The sequence below is a fragment of the Planomicrobium sp. CPCC 101110 genome (assembly GCF_007859395.1).
GTDB lineage: Bacteria > Bacillota > Bacilli > Bacillales_A > Planococcaceae > Planococcus.
Genome location: NZ_VOHD01000003.1, coordinates 874630 through 888861, shown reverse-complemented (window position 1 = coordinate 888861; position 14232 = coordinate 874630). Strand labels below are relative to the sequence as shown.

Sequence of the window (14232 nt, the reverse complement as noted above, 5' to 3'; positions counted from 1 at the left end):
AAAAGCATAATCTAATTTTCCACGGGATAGGCATAGACAACAAAGCGGTCAGGGGCCGATCCGATAAAGTTGAATGGATAGCACGTGGAGACCACAAGTACTTCTTCCCCCATTTTCCTAACCACGGTGGTGTCGTCCTCAGGAACGATTTTGGTTTCACGGATTTCGTATCTATATTTTCCATACGGCATATTAACGATAAATTCATCGCCCTATTTCCAGTTTGCCAAAGTCGCGGAAAACCGTGTCCCGGTGGCCGGAAAGAACAATCTGTTCACCTTGTCCCGGGTATACTGTCTCACGCATATGCCCCACGCCTTTTTTTAAAACATCAGCATCCGCGCCTTCCACAATTCCCCAAAGCTTTGTCCAGTTTTGGTATTTCCAATATGCCGAAAGCTTCCAGAGGGTCCGCCTTGAAATGTTCGGGCACCTCTGTTTCCGGTCCTTCTCTCTCTTCCAGTCCGCTTTGCGCCTGTTCGATCGTTTCCGTTGCCTTTTCAAGCGACTCGCTTTGCGCCATTTCCTGAGTCTTCGATTCATAAACAAAGTAACCTATCAGCACGATACCGACAACAATAAGCAAATTCCCTAGTTTTTGCATTCCGGTACTCTCCTTAATCTTCTTGAAGCAGATGCCTTTATTCTACACTGCTGGTTTCCGCTGTTAATTCATTATAATAAGCAATATAGCCCGAAAGATAGTGTTCATTATCATCAATGTGCGTACGGAAAGAATGATGGCGGATAAAGAAACTGCCTTCGATCCTCTCGGGATTTTTAAAATACATGGCAAGTTCCGGATAAAAGAACCCGTTCCGTTGATATTCAGCCCGCTTGTGAATCACCGCAAGCAGTTGTTGTTCATCAAAATCCTCCAGTAGATGAATATGTATCAAAATAGGGTTCTCTCTCTTTTAAGCCTGGCAAACCGATGCCTCCCGAAATTTTAAAATCTGTTTTATTATACAGGTATGCCAATAGGTTTGTTAGAAATGTTAGAATCATAAAACTTCTGAGAACTATCAAAAGGATCTATATGAATTCAATGGAGTACAGTTTGGGAGTATTGAAACGTTTTATTTACTATTTGAATTGTTATTATTGGAATCTTTGTTATAACCAGTGTTCAGGTGATCATTGGGACAACAAGATGGATAACAGTGAAATCATCGGTAATTCGTCTATACCTTTATGAGTGAATTCTATAAAAAAAGGGAGCTCAACCTGTAAAGGTCAAGCTCCTCATAATTTAAATGCCTCTTATTTATACTGTTCACTTCTCTTACGAAATTTTGCCGCAAACAAGTTTTCCTTCCCACCTCTTAAACGATGGAAAGATTTTTTAAACATCGGTGCTATCTATTGCTTATGTTATCAAAACAAGCAATTTCTACTTTTCTCTTTCTGTATCCAAAATATCGATTTCTGCGATTTTATACATGTCTTCGCCTTCTACAATCTTATAACGCTTATTTCGCTTATAGTTTGTAACTTCATCTAAATGATTAGTAAAATCGAATTCTTCATACGTAGTAATAAAAGCTGCGTCTTCCTGGATATCATATTCAGTTACGTTGTCTGTAATAAATTCATACAAATAATAGTCAGTGCCAATATCAGCAATGAAATCTTCTACTTCCTTACTAGTTTCTGAATTTTCCAGTAAGTAGTCCTCCACTATGGAGTAATCTTTACTGTTTAAAGCACTTTGATAGGCGGAACGGAAATGAGTAATGAAATCTGCGAGTGCTTCTTCTGTAAAAGCTTCTGAATCAGTTGCTTCCTCTTCTTCAGCCGCAACTGTTTCTTCCTCTTCTGGATAAATTGGCAGTTCCAACACATCACCTGCATACGCTGTTTCTTCTATAGAGGTTTCAATTTCACCTTTTTTGTTTTTGCGCTCTACATGAACTGAAATGGTATCTTCTTCGGAAACTGGCCCTACAACAGATAACTCATCTACAGTTTTACCTGTAGATTTTTCATCAATATAAACAGTTGCATTCGGATCATCGGAAGATATCTTCACCATTACCTGTGCCTCTAGAATTTCTATTGTCATATTTCCATCACCTGAAACTTCTTGCTCTTCATTCATCGTACGAACAATTTCTCCGTTTGTAACGGTCAAGGCTGATTGATAAACTCCCGGTAAATAAGCACCTATCTCTATTTCGCTTTCATCAGCTTGAATTGTTTTATCGCCCAATTGGTATTCGGCATTTTTGATATCTGTCAAAAATTTCACTTCAACAGGAATTGCTTCGATTTCAATTACAGGGTACAGTCCTATGAATTTCTCTTGTGTAATACGTAAAATGTCTTCTCCATTTTCATGTGAAACAAAGCGAGCAATACCGTCACTTTCCACTCCGCTTGCCGCTTCATAAATTCTGCTTTGAAATGCTTCAAGATCTTGGGATTCCAAATACTCGGTGAATACCTGATCATCTTTTACAATATTTTCAGGAATTATAATTTCTTTCATAATTCCTTCTGTATCGCCTATTGCCAGTGCCGATAAGAAGGCATTCACTTTCTCTTGCGGAGAAGTTTTGGCCTCTATCATATAATGTCCTGCACCAAGACCAATGGCTAATATTGCCACTAGTACTAAACTGACTTTCTTTTTCAATGACATTGGCTTTTTCACTTTTTCTGTAACTGGTTGGGTATTTAAACTATAACTCGCTGGAGTTGAACTTTCTACTTCGCTAGAATTTTGGATGGGTGTACCACATTCCGGGCAAAAAGTTTGATTTGCTTCAAGCTTGTTTCCACACTCCTGGCAAAATTTCTCCAAAGCTTTCCCTCCTATTCTATCTTTTTAAGTACAAGTTGATTTACGACCTGCTATCACTAGACTTTTTGCAATATCTATAAAATTTGTAACGACTTTCTATTTAAGTTGCTTCTATTCAAATTTTAAACTGATTAATTTTCAAAAACTTGAGTAGCCACCCATTAGATCATTTATTTGTGAAATCAAATCGCTAAGTGTCGCGTCTACAAATACAGAAAGGATAATTGAAAGGCCAATAGCAAATAAAACAATATAAGCGATAAATGCATAAAAAGAATCAATTTGTTGTGATTTTTGATTGATAAGCGTTGTAATTAAAAATAATGGCATTACAAAAATGCTGAATAATAAACCTAAAGTAAATAAAGTACTGCCAATTCCTCTAGAGTCTATTAATAGTAAAAGATAAGCTGCAAATACTACTAAAATTGAAGGAATTAGATAAGTGCCAAACATTGTAGCGAGCGGCTTGAAATGTGTTTGAGGACCAAAAAATTTAGAAACAGCAAAAAGCGAACCAATTGATAGTGCAAAAACTACTCCTAATGCCACGACAACATAAAGCAATATTTTAACGAATGAGGGCTTTAAGCTCTCCTCTACAAACATCTCGCTAAATTCATCAACAGGAGCAATTAAATAGCCAATCATATCGTTAATGCTTAACGCGGTGACCAATGCAAAAATCGCAAAAGTGATTAATGCATTTATAAAATTCATATCATAGCGTTCAAGAATCGTAGACGGTCTTTTCAAATGTTCCAAAAAATAGGCCCAATACTGCTTAGAAGTTTCTTTAACTTTTTCTACATGTAGATTTGGATCAGTAGGTGCCTGATAAGTTGGTGCTGCTGAGGGAGCTGAAATTACTGGCTGCGCGGTAGATACCTGTTGGAAAGTAGGTCCCGTATTAGTTGACGTTTGTGCTACAAGTGCATTCCCGCATTTTCCACAAAATTTACCTGTAGTTTGTTCATGGTTACATTTTTCACATTTCATTTTTCTTCCTCCTAAGATTGTTTGGTTAATATATTACATGCCTATAGCTTTTACTACTTTGCCTCCTTTTCTTTATAGCCAGGTTGATAAATCTCTTAGTAAATAATAGGCTATGTTAGTAGTCTTAAAATACTAGATAAATAATATCATATATTTTTCTTTTGCAGTTAAAATATATTATTTTTTTCCCATATTAATGTATTAAATTCTAATGTCTTACAGAGTATATTGTTATTCGAGTGGTAATTTCAGTAAAGGGAGTTCAAAATATAAAAAACAGACGGCTCAATAACACAATCCGTCTGCTTATTATCTTTTCTATACGAGAACTGTCCGTCCATTTTTTTTCTTGGATTGCAACAAATCGGAATTTCCATTTTCGATTTGTTTTCCAGCTGGGACGGCTCTTTCTTTCCCCCAAGCTCTGATACTTTCGATTTGTTCTGGACTAGTCTGAGACAGTGGAACAATGTTTTGAAAATAATCCAATAATGTCTGATCCGAAATAGAATCATCACCCTTAACGACTGCTTGCTTGACTACTTCCCTTACAGCTGCTTCTAAATCTGAACCTGCAAAACCTTCAGATATCATAACCAGTTTTTGCAGCAGTGCATCTGGCAAATCTACTTTCAGACCCTTTTTCACATAAATACGGATAATTTCTTCTCGCTCCTCCGGTGTAGGCAAGTCAACAAAAAACAGCTCATCAAACCTTCCTCTGCGGAGCAATTCCGGTGGTAATTGCGAAACATCATTTGCCGTAGCAACAATAAATACTCGCGCTAAACTTTCTTGCAACCAGTATAGGAACTGGCCAACCAAGCGGGTGGATGTTCCGCCGTCTCCACCTCCAGTGGCTCCAGCTAAGCCTTTTTCAATTTCATCAATCCATAAAACACAAGGTGCTACATGATCTGCTGTAGCCAAGGCCTCTTTTAATCTTGATTCGCTTTGTCCTAAATACTGGCCGTGAATTGTAGAAAGATCTAAGCGATATAAAGGCAAATTCCATTGAGAAGCAATCGCTTTTGCAGATAAAGACTTTCCGCATCCCGGAACCCCAACTAACAAAATACCGCGCGGAGGGCGAATGCCTCTTTCACGTAAATCTGCTGTTAACAATTGCTCGTTAGCTTCTAACCAGCGTTTCATGCCTTCTAATCCGCCGACCTCGTAGTCATCTCGGACTTGTACGCGTTCAATTCCTGAGATATCAGCAAAAATCCGATCCTTCGCATGCATAAGTTCTTTAAGATCAGAATTTAGTATAGAACCATTAGCTAGTAAAGTAGCAATCACATTTTCTGCTTCGATTTGGCTAATACCTGCTAAAATAGCAGCAGCTTGTTTTTCTTCTTCTGGTCCCCATTCAATGACCATTTCACCGCGGTAACCGGAAATCTGATCCTGAATAATTTGAAGCATTTCATCTTCGTTCGGCGGATCTAAAGCAATCGACATTCCCGAACGTTGTAATGGCCCCCACACAGGCTTATTGGTAATGACAATAATACTGCCCCCAGTTTCAATTGCCATCATCGCTAAATCTTGAAATTGCCTCGCAATCGGTGTGTCGTCCTCTAAGTCCTGTACTTCTGTATAAATAAACGTGACATTTTGTTGCTGGCTGATTTTCTGATTTGCGAAATCCAACCCTCCCATAACCGAGCGATCCTCATTAGCTAAGCGGTTTGTAAGAATATCCCTTGTCCCTTGGGAAATAGTATGACTGTAGACGGGAAGCGATAGCTTATAAGCTATTTGTGCCGCTATCTCTAAGGCTCTTTTATGTTCAGATGTGCGGATTGTAATAAATGGGATTCTTGCTTTCAAATATCTTTCTAATGTTTTAAAGCAATTAGTGGCATCATTCATTTAAAAATCACTCTTCTTCCCGTCGGTTTCGGTTCACTGCCTGCTTTTTTCTCTTTAGTCATATTTACAGCTCTAGACGTTGTTTCAACAGAAGAACCAAATACATTTTCTACTTTCTCAAAGCTTGTAATTGGATTATTTTTAATGGTTATTCTTAATCGGCCAGTTCGATCTGTCTTTGCACTATCTTCAAGTGATTGCTGAGATTTTTTAGCGTAATCTGAAAGAATGGTGAGCATTGCTTCGTTTACTTTGTCTGGAAATACTGAAAGCTGCGCTAGCCTTTTTAATAGAGCTAATCGCTTGCGAACAGAAAGAATGGCTTGGACCAAAGCAATTTCATCTCCGCGGCCATGGTTCAACTGTTTTTGGAATTGATCAGAAGTTTGCCGGAGCCTATAATCAATCACTTCATAAAGCCGTTGAGTTAAACGTTCAGCAACGCCTGGCGTCCATTCAATACTTCCACGTTCCATCAACAAGATTGTTTCTTCATCTTGCATAGCAGTTTTTAAACAATCCAAACACTCAATCCATTGCGAATAAGTAGTCGGAGGATTCATTATAATTTTGTCCGCTTTCTTCTTACTAGATTGGCTGGCGGCTTCAAATCCCATTCTGGAAATTGAGTAGCAAGTGTATTATTGATTGTTTCTTTTTCTACTTCTTTCATCATCTTTTGAAATGAAGTTCCTGGATTACTATTTATAGATTTCTGTCTATTTAGTACGCTTGACGAATTTTCTGGATTGCTCATTTTTCTCTCCTCCTTAATTTACAACTGCTCTTGCAGTATCATGGCTCGAGAATGAATATTGCTCTGGATTAATAGAGTCAAGAAGTTCAGTGACTAAAGATGCATTTGCATCTTCATGCGCATACTCTTTTCTCCAATCAACTGTTTCCGCTAACGCCGCAAGCAATTTCTGCTTAGATTTTTCGGATAACACCCTAAAATCTTCTGCAACTTGATCTTTTCTTTTTTGAATCCCTTGTTTTCCTGAATAGAAATACCAGCCGCAAGCTGCTGCGAATAGAAAGAGGAATGGAGTGCTGAAGCCGCCTATTGCGAATAATATCCCGCCTGCGAGAGCTGCCCAATGGGCCATTTTTAGTTTAACTTGAGAAATCGCAAATTGTTTTCTTTGTTCCATATTGTTTTCAAGTGAGGATACTAGCTCCTCTTCGTTAGAGCCGTCTTGTGTTTGTCCCGTCCATTGATCGATCTCTAAGTCAATATCGATTGGAATAGTCGCACGATTTTCAGCGGTTAAGTCATCATGGGCATGCTTGATCCACTCTTTTGACCATGCGATCGAAAACTTTTGTGTTGCTATTGATGCATTAGATACCTCTGGATGCATGGCAAAGTTCGTTAATAATTGAGTGAAAGAGACGCGTTCTTTTAATGTGTTCTCATTTTTGAACATTTTTTGTGCCGTTGCATTGTCCCCGTTTTGTTGGATGATTAACGAAAGCAATCTTTCATCGTTTCTTAGTGGCAATTCCTCATCATCGAATTTAGACACGAGTGTATCAAGAAGTCCGTCTACTGCATATGCGATGCTTTTAGCTGGAGTAATTTCACGTCCAAGAATTTCAGTAAAGTAATCGGTAATAGTTCTATGGATTTTTGCCCCTTCAAGGCTAGACTCTAGACGAGGCCATGTCTGGCTATGCGCTTTCAAGTATGGATAGGATTGATCATTCAATTCCTCCAGCTTAGATTCCAATGCGACTTTCCACTGGGCATTTTGTTCTTCTATAAAACCAGCCTTTTGGGATAGTTCCGAAATCCAAGACTCAATTTGCCTTCCACAATTCATACGGGCATTCGGTCCGAATATGCCATTTGTAAAACCATCGATCAATACGACAATTTCTCTTTCTAATGATTCCGGGTTTTGCAATCCGAAATATTTATCTAACCAATCGCTGCTGGCTTTATATCTGGCTCCGCGGCGTGTTACAAGAGCAAAAAACAACGAAGTTTTTTCGCTATCGCGACGCAGCGCCTCTAACATGGCCTTATCCGCCAGCTCTTTATTGTCATTAAGCCAGGCAGAAAGCGAAATTAGACATGGCGCTAACCAATACCGCGGAGCTGCCAGCATATGTTCTTCAGTAGAATTTTCTATAGTCTCTTTTTTCACCAGTCCAACATCTACCGCTTGTAGGATTCCGGTCACTCGGCGGCGCACTTCTCCGTAATGTCCATAGCTCGTTTCAAGCTCCTGCCGCACTTTGACGATTCGGGTTTCAGCCAGCTGCAAGCTTTTCTCCAACAAGTCTTTCTTTACATAATCTTGAAATTCTTGAATAAGATGATTCAAGTTATTTCTAATGTCCACTACTTCACTATTTACTGTATCAACTTGATTCGAGACATAGTTAACGCCATTTTCTAAAGAATTAAGGCTATTCTCTATATAAGTTAAATTGGCTCTACTAATCGATTGTTCTGATGACATTTTTTCTTCACCCCTTAATCACTGCTACGTCACCGTTTTCAGAAACAGCCCGTAGCGAATCGTTATAAACTTCTATAAATTCATATCTCGGATGCAATGCCAAGCCTTTCCCTCGATCCATGGATGCTGGCAATGATTCCCCTTTTTCATAATGCTTTACAATATCTAGATTCAAGTCAAGAGTATGTACAACGTAAGGCTTTCCTAGATAACACTTAGAAATAATGCCAATCAGATATTGAGATGGCGATAAATCCGGAAATTCGTTTTGAATTGTTTGCTTCAATTCTTCAATATCGCTGTGGCTGCATATCACACCGCCAGCATCCAGTTTGGTAATCCCATTTATATATTCTTTTGAACGTTTCTGCCTTAACCGTTTATCAAGAGCTAAACCGGTAAGTTCTACCTTATTTGAAGAAACCTTGCTAGGCGATATGCTTACATTGATTTTTTGGCTGGTGTTCGTGTTAATTAAAGGCCTTCTCATCTTAGTCCTCCTTTTGAATGTCAACTGATCGGTCAACAATGAAATCAGTGTTCCGCTATCAACTAATTCTTTAGCCTTTATCTCCCTCCTCTTTACATGCTATTTATCATAAAATATTCCTTGTATTACCTTTATTATAGTTACAAAATAACAGGTAAATAATACCACAAATAACAGATAACCGTATATATTTTTTTCAGTCTTTTCAATAAATAAATATTCATTGAAAGTACTCAGAAATTAGGTTTAAGCAAAATCGCATTAGATATTTCTGCATATCTAAATAACCTTTATAACACTCATATGCAACATTAAGACTTTTTCCTAAATCCTATAAAATTTTCTAGAAATTTCACCAAATAGAAAACTACACTGAAACTGTAAAATATGTTTACCAGCTTGAGTGCAGTTTATTTTGTTATAAAGTTATTTCTCTCATCTATATAGTAAATACTAAATATAAAGTTTCTTGAAGTATCACAATAATATCCTTCACAATACTTATTTCGTTTCATAAATTTGTTCAGCTTGTTCTTCGTTCAAATAATCCATATCGTCTTCAATGAGGTACCCATACTCGTTGTCATATTCCGTAATGTACATAACCACTAATCCCTCATAGCTTTCTTTTTCTCCTTGGTAATCTCCTTGCATCTTTAAGTCCACTAAAACTTTTATGTATTCTATTCCATGCTCTTCAACTGGCGAATCTTCCATGATTTTTATAACTTTGGCTCAGTATTCTTTTATTTTATAAACTTTCAGCTCTTCCTCCCATTCCTTGATCCCTTCTTCTCTTTCTTCTGCATCGCTATCTATAGATGAGTCCCACGTATCATAAATTGTTTCAGCATCTTCATTTCTAAAAGCTTGAGTATAAATATCAATAAATTCTTGCAAATCTTTTTCAGATTGTTCTTCTTCCACTGTTTTTTCCACTAGCCTAGCTGGAGAGGAATTTTCTTCTTCAAACGCTACAACTCTCTCGTAACTCTCTATTGATTCATCAAACACAGCATCAAGATCACCCAACGTATATTCTGTATTGGCATAAAGGTGATTAATGCCTTCTACAATTTCCTTAAACGGATGAGCGTCTAATTCTTCTTTCTTCAACTTTTCAGTAATTAGTTTTTCTTTCTGTTCATCTGAATATTCGAACCAGGTCGATTTAGTATCTTCCAATTTTTCTCCAGGATTCTTTTGGAAATCCTTTAGGATCATTTCTTTTGCACAACCGGTAAGAAGCAGCACCAGGAAAACTATAGATAAAAGAGTATATATTTTCTTCAAAAAATCACTCCTATATGTTCATTAGATCTGTAATATAGAATTCACCATCTTTTGATGTGGTAAATTTGTATTCTTGTTTACTGCTAGATGTGGCCTTAGCTGTAATGAGCGTACCCACTTTCAAATTAGTTGTTTCAGCAAAAACTGAATCACCCAAAAATAAAGTTAATATAAAAACAAATTGGTGTAAAAAATCTTTCTCAATGAACTGCACTCCTCTCTATTCTCTCTTTTTATAATGTTGTCTTTGCTCCATTTTAATTTTTACACCTTTTTATCCGCTCCTTACTATGCAATTTACAATAACTTTTCTTCATCTTTATTTCTATTACTTAAGTCGAGGTATTCAGGTAAAAGATACTAAAAAATATATTATCATATAGTCCAAATCACATTAACCTCTTTCTGTATTGGAATACAAAATAAAATATCTTGAATGTTAATATCCCAACAATAATATTAGGCATATGTTCTCTTTACTATGCTTTATCAATTTCCTTTCATCAGCCTCTATTTAATATTTGGAAGAACTTTATAATTGCTTAATATAAAGTTTCACTAATCTTTTTTAAGAAAACCTATGAAAAAATAATCAATTATTTTACAAAAATTTTACTTTATTTTAATTATCATGATATATTCAAATAATTAAAGGAAATTATCGGAGGTAAATATGCATGAATAATTGTCGAAATTGCGGTAGGGCTCGAACAGATTCTAATTTGTTTTGTTTGAATTGTGGTGAAAAATTTGATGATCCTATAACTTCAGCTTCCACTAATGAAAGACCAAAACAACATAGTCCTAAAAATTCTAAGATTAAAAAAGCAGGATTCGTTGCAGCAGCGGTAGTTTTACTTGCTACTGTCGGTACCCATTTGCTTCTTCAGTCAAAATATGACGCCTCAAAAAGCATCGTAGCTATGAACCAAGCTTTCAGCCAAAATGATGCGGATACGTTTTTTTTCTTTTTTACTGTTCCGGAAGATGCAGCAGCAGATGAAAAAGCGTTTTATGATTTTGTAGAAAACGAAGGATGGGAAAGCCTGCGCGACCAATTGCAAACCGAAACAGCATTGCTGAAAAACAATGAAATGTCCGATGTTATCTTAGATTCAAAAGGTAATAAACTTATATCAGTCGTTAGTGAACCGGTCTTATTTGGTCTATATGACAAAGCTACCTTTTTAATCCATCCTGTCACCGTAGAAGCAGAAATGCCTTTGGATAAAACAAGTGTGGATATCGGAACCAAAACAGTCTCCGGTAACCAAGGAGAACTCGTTTCTGTTGGAGAATTCGTCCCTGGAAGCTACGATTGGAAAGCTTCAGCCGAAAGTGAGTTTTCTCCTATCAAGGCAGAAGGTACGATGGATATTCAAGGAGATGGAAGCAACTCCTATTTAATCGATCCTGAATTGGAAGGTGGCATGGTTTCCATCACTTCGGATGTTGAGGATGCGGTTTTATGGATAGATGGAAAATCCACTAAGAAAACAGTAAAAGAAATGAGCTTGATCGGACCATTAGCGTTTGATGGATCCGTGGAAATTTCGGCTGAATCGAAAGATGAAAAAGGTCAAGTTATCAAAGGAGAGCCTGTAGCAATTGAAACTGGTTCTGCCCACATCACTTTCCCGTCCGTACAGGAAAAACTTGAAAGCGACCGTCAGGAAACAGTGGAAGAAGAGGAATTCCGAGCATTTATTGAATTGCATGAACCGAACCTTAGAGATCTGATTAGTTCTTTCCGATATGAATTTGAATCAGCTTTGAATTATGCCGACTTCTCCTATATCTCGAGCTTTTTCCCTGCTGCTAGCCCAATAGAAGCAGAATACATAGCTAAAATGGAAGAGCACTCTAAGCTTGAAGGATATTACGAGTATGATTTCACCTCCACTGTAGTTTCTGATATTGAAGTGGTTGACGAACAGACCTTTCAAGTGATTACCGATGAGGTTTTCAACTATACGTTGGATGAAGATGAATTCAACTATCACAAAACAAAAGCATATACAGTTGAAATACAAATAGGCGGCGGCTACTATATTACAGCTATTAAAGAAGTAACTAGTGATTACAACGAATTGTAATAGCGAAATTTATAAAAGAACTTACTCCTTCCCTAAGAACTTAATCGGCAATCGATTAAGTTCTTTCCTTTTTCAAATATAAGTTATAAATACCTATAAATAGGCAGTATAATATACCTGTAAGGTTTTTATATTTGATATTCTAGGAGGACAATAATGAAAAAGTATGGCTTCATCAGTTTATTGGTTTTAATCTTAGGGGCTTCAGGATATTTTCTTTATCCTCAATTCTTCCCGAAAGAGTCAACACCGGTTCTTGCAGACGAAACTGCAGAAACGATAAAAGAAGTGGAGATTACCGATGAAGATAATTTCCCTATCAACTACGGAGTTCCTATAAATCACAAGTGGGAAATTTCCTTTGATGGAAAGTTAGATCCGAAATCTATTACAGAAGAAACTGTATATGTTTTAGATAACGATGAAAACCATATCGAACTGGAAGTAACTTTAGAGGACGACGGACATTCTGTGGTGATTGAACCTCCTGCCAATGGTTATGCGAAAGGCTCATATTACGAAGTCCATATGGCAAATTCACTTGAGTATGTAGATGGCGATACAGTATCTAAAGCCTATAAAATGGGGTTCTTTGTCGCCCGCGATGAAGTTGAAAACGTTACTTTTAACAATGCCATTATTCCTATCAGCGAAAAAGCTATCATTTCTAACAAAGAAAAAATCTTGGTTCTTCAGAAAGCCGAATTGAAAACTGAATTGGCTAAAGATGATATTTTGAAAATACCAATTACGCATGAAGTATTTGAAGAAGAAGCTATTAAAATTGATGAGATAAAAAGTTCAAATGGTGAAGTAACAATCACTTATTCTCAACCAAAATTCCAAGAACTCTTTGAAGAAATCGATATCTATAACAAGATATTGAAGTTTCCCCTAAAGAGATTAAAGCAAAACCAGGTGATAGCGTAACATTGAAGATAAAAGGTAAATATCTCGATACATCTACAGGTGCCGACTCTAAGAAGAATTTACTGATTGGAGAAAAATCCCTAAATAAATTTGAAATTACGACGGACAATCCAGAAGTCTCAACTGTTAAGATAAGAGAAACTATATCTTCAATTTCTTCTGCCAACATTAGCAAATCGAGCAAAGATACAAAAATCAAATTGAAAGCCGATAAGTATTACAAGGTTTTAGTGAAAATACCAAAAGATCCTGGAGACGATAAAACAACCATTACCGTCACTTACGATGGCAAGTTCAAAAAAGAAATTCCAGTCACTTTAACAGGGGTCCAGAAAAAATTGCCTCCAGAAGAAGCCAAACAAGTGATGAAGGATTTATACGGAAGTATTATCAAAACCTATCAAGATTTAGGCGTTGAATACAATTGGACGAAGATGAATAATCCGCCAGATTTCGATATACTCCGGCCGGAACTTTTAAAATATGCTACTCCTAACCTTACTGACGGAACACTGAAGACCATAGCAGATGATATGTATTGCCAGTGCGACTTTATTGTCACACCAGGCGTGGATTTCGACATTCGTTTTGATATCCATGAAAATTCAGCCAACAAGTTAGTAGCTTCTTCTATCCAATTTGAAGATCTTCTTACTTACAATGGAGAAACGATTTATTTTACAGCTATAAAAAAGAATGGGAAATGGCGATTAGATAGCTGGGACTCCGTCTCTCCTGCTGATGAGAATATGAATGTAACGTGGAAGGAATATGAAAAATACTCTCACAATACAGCAAAACTGATCAATGAAGTCATGGATGGCGGAAGGAAAGTTTATATTATTTCTGATTCCAGTGGCATTGGTATACAAGGCGTGTACGCCGACAGCACAGAAATTGTTCTTGACGTTCCAAACGAATGGCTGCCTCCCGAATACCAGCAAAGCTCGGTTTCAGGGTTAAACGGAGATTGGCTAATCCAAGAAGGAAAAACAGGAGAATTGTCCATTTCAAATGAAACCGGGCAGTCCTTTGATTTTACTATCCATGTAGAAGGTGGCGGCCATGTCGGGGATATAGAAGGCACTTCTACAATTGATGGAAGCACTGCGGTATTCCAAGATGAAGTTGGCTGTACGATAAACTTCTCATTTGACGGGGAGGAAGTCAGCATTGCAGAATCATACGAATGCACATATTGGCATGGTATGGCGATTAATTTTGATGGTATGTATAAAAAAGAATAAGGCAATGGTTTATTTGAAGAAG

General features: G+C 37.2%; 15 protein-coding genes and 1 pseudogene. 3 read left to right on the top strand and 13 right to left on the bottom strand.

What is annotated here, in order from left to right; genetic code table 11:
- Positions 1–11: 11 nt before the first annotated feature.
- From FQV30_RS18340 to FQV30_RS04320, 13 genes and pseudogenes are all read right to left on the bottom strand, one after another.
- Positions 12–191: a sortase domain-containing protein gene (locus FQV30_RS18340; protein ID WP_370512357.1), complete on the bottom strand. Its 180-nt coding sequence runs from the start codon at positions 189–191 to the stop codon at positions 12–14.
- A gap of 13 nt (positions 192–204) precedes the next feature.
- Complete coding sequence (locus tag FQV30_RS18335; protein ID WP_370512356.1) at positions 205–306, bottom strand: sortase family protein; 102 nt, start codon at positions 304–306, stop codon at positions 205–207.
- A 25-nt stretch (positions 307–331) separates the two neighbouring features.
- The gene (locus FQV30_RS18330) at positions 332–604 is read right to left on the bottom strand and encodes a hypothetical protein (protein ID WP_370512355.1); all 273 of its coding nucleotides are present in this window, start codon (positions 602–604) and stop codon (positions 332–334) included.
- Positions 605–641: 37 nt separating this feature from the next.
- Positions 642–869 (bottom strand): annotated as a pseudogene (locus FQV30_RS04365) (hypothetical protein); the annotation flags it as partial.
- A 524-nt stretch (positions 870–1393) separates the two neighbouring features.
- Positions 1394–2806, bottom strand: coding sequence for a TcaA NTF2-like domain-containing protein (locus FQV30_RS04360; protein ID WP_186725518.1), 1413 nt, complete (start codon positions 2804–2806; stop codon positions 1394–1396).
- Between the two features lie 138 nt (positions 2807–2944).
- Positions 2945–3805: a hypothetical protein gene (locus FQV30_RS04355; RefSeq protein WP_146498901.1), complete on the bottom strand. Its 861-nt coding sequence runs from the start codon at positions 3803–3805 to the stop codon at positions 2945–2947.
- A 318-nt stretch (positions 3806–4123) separates the two neighbouring features.
- Positions 4124–5683, bottom strand: coding sequence for an AAA family ATPase (locus FQV30_RS04350; protein ID WP_146498900.1), 1560 nt, complete (start codon positions 5681–5683; stop codon positions 4124–4126).
- Complete coding sequence (locus tag FQV30_RS04345) at positions 5680–6207, bottom strand: hypothetical protein (RefSeq protein WP_186725517.1); 528 nt, start codon at positions 6205–6207, stop codon at positions 5680–5682. Before FQV30_RS04345 ends, FQV30_RS04350 begins: the two co-directional genes overlap by 4 nt.
- Before the next feature lie 38 nt (positions 6208–6245).
- Positions 6246–6440: a hypothetical protein gene (locus FQV30_RS04340; protein ID WP_146498898.1), complete on the bottom strand. Its 195-nt coding sequence runs from the start codon at positions 6438–6440 to the stop codon at positions 6246–6248.
- 13 nt (positions 6441–6453) lie between these two features.
- Entirely contained in the window at positions 6454–8154 is a 1701-nt protein-coding gene (locus tag FQV30_RS04335; protein ID WP_146498897.1) for a hypothetical protein, read from the bottom strand.
- 7 nt (positions 8155–8161) lie between these two features.
- The gene (locus tag FQV30_RS04330) at positions 8162–8644 is read right to left on the bottom strand and encodes a hypothetical protein (RefSeq protein ID WP_146498896.1); all 483 of its coding nucleotides are present in this window, start codon (positions 8642–8644) and stop codon (positions 8162–8164) included.
- A 501-nt stretch (positions 8645–9145) separates the two neighbouring features.
- Positions 9146–9361 carry a hypothetical protein gene (locus tag FQV30_RS04325; protein WP_146498895.1) on the bottom strand — a complete coding sequence of 72 codons (216 nt, stop codon included), beginning with the start codon at positions 9359–9361 and terminating at the stop codon, positions 9146–9148.
- Between the two features lie 18 nt (positions 9362–9379).
- Positions 9380–9937 (bottom strand): hypothetical protein, encoded by a 558-nt coding sequence (locus FQV30_RS04320; RefSeq protein ID WP_146498894.1) that lies wholly within the window; start codon positions 9935–9937, stop codon positions 9380–9382.
- Positions 9938–10614: 677 nt separating this feature from the next.
- Here FQV30_RS04320 and FQV30_RS04315 point away from each other — a divergent pair.
- The 3 genes from FQV30_RS04315 (at position 10615) to FQV30_RS04305 (ending at position 14210) form a co-directional block, all read left to right on the top strand.
- Positions 10615–12033, top strand: a complete 1419-nt coding sequence (locus tag FQV30_RS04315) for a TcaA 3rd/4th domain-containing protein (protein WP_146498893.1) — start codon at positions 10615–10617, stop codon at positions 12031–12033.
- Positions 12034–12189: 156 nt separating this feature from the next.
- The gene (locus FQV30_RS04310) at positions 12190–12963 is read left to right on the top strand and encodes a hypothetical protein (RefSeq protein WP_146498892.1); all 774 of its coding nucleotides are present in this window, start codon (positions 12190–12192) and stop codon (positions 12961–12963) included.
- A gap of 2 nt (positions 12964–12965) precedes the next feature.
- On the top strand, positions 12966–14210 hold the full coding sequence (locus FQV30_RS04305; protein WP_146498891.1) for a hypothetical protein: 1245 nt from the start codon (positions 12966–12968) through the stop codon (positions 14208–14210).
- Positions 14211–14232 lie beyond the last annotated feature (22 nt).

Bases quoted from the DNA above. Each gene is read 5' to 3' on its own strand.
- FQV30_RS18340 (WP_370512357.1), bottom strand. From the start codon at position 191: ATGCCGTATGGAAAATATAGATACGAAATCCGTGAAACCAAAATCGTT.
- FQV30_RS18335 (WP_370512356.1), bottom strand. From the start codon at position 306: ATGCGTGAGACAGTATACCCGGGACAAGGTGAACAGATTGTTCTTTCC.
- FQV30_RS18330 (WP_370512355.1), bottom strand. From the start codon at position 604: ATGCAAAAACTAGGGAATTTGCTTATTGTTGTCGGTATCGTGCTGATA.
- FQV30_RS04355 (WP_146498901.1), bottom strand. From the start codon at position 3,805: ATGAAATGTGAAAAATGTAACCATGAACAAACTACAGGTAAATTTTGT.
- FQV30_RS04350 (WP_146498900.1), bottom strand. From the start codon at position 5,683: ATGAATGATGCCACTAATTGCTTTAAAACATTAGAAAGATATTTGAAA.
- FQV30_RS04340 (WP_146498898.1), bottom strand. From the start codon at position 6,440: ATGAGCAATCCAGAAAATTCGTCAAGCGTACTAAATAGACAGAAATCT.
- FQV30_RS04335 (WP_146498897.1), bottom strand. From the start codon at position 8,154: ATGTCATCAGAACAATCGATTAGTAGAGCCAATTTAACTTATATAGAG.
- FQV30_RS04330 (WP_146498896.1), bottom strand. From the start codon at position 8,644: ATGAGAAGGCCTTTAATTAACACGAACACCAGCCAAAAAATCAATGTA.
- FQV30_RS04325 (WP_146498895.1), bottom strand. From the start codon at position 9,361: ATGGAAGATTCGCCAGTTGAAGAGCATGGAATAGAATACATAAAAGTT.
- FQV30_RS04315 (WP_146498893.1), top strand. From the start codon at position 10,615: ATGAATAATTGTCGAAATTGCGGTAGGGCTCGAACAGATTCTAATTTG.
- FQV30_RS04310 (WP_146498892.1), top strand. From the start codon at position 12,190: ATGAAAAAGTATGGCTTCATCAGTTTATTGGTTTTAATCTTAGGGGCT.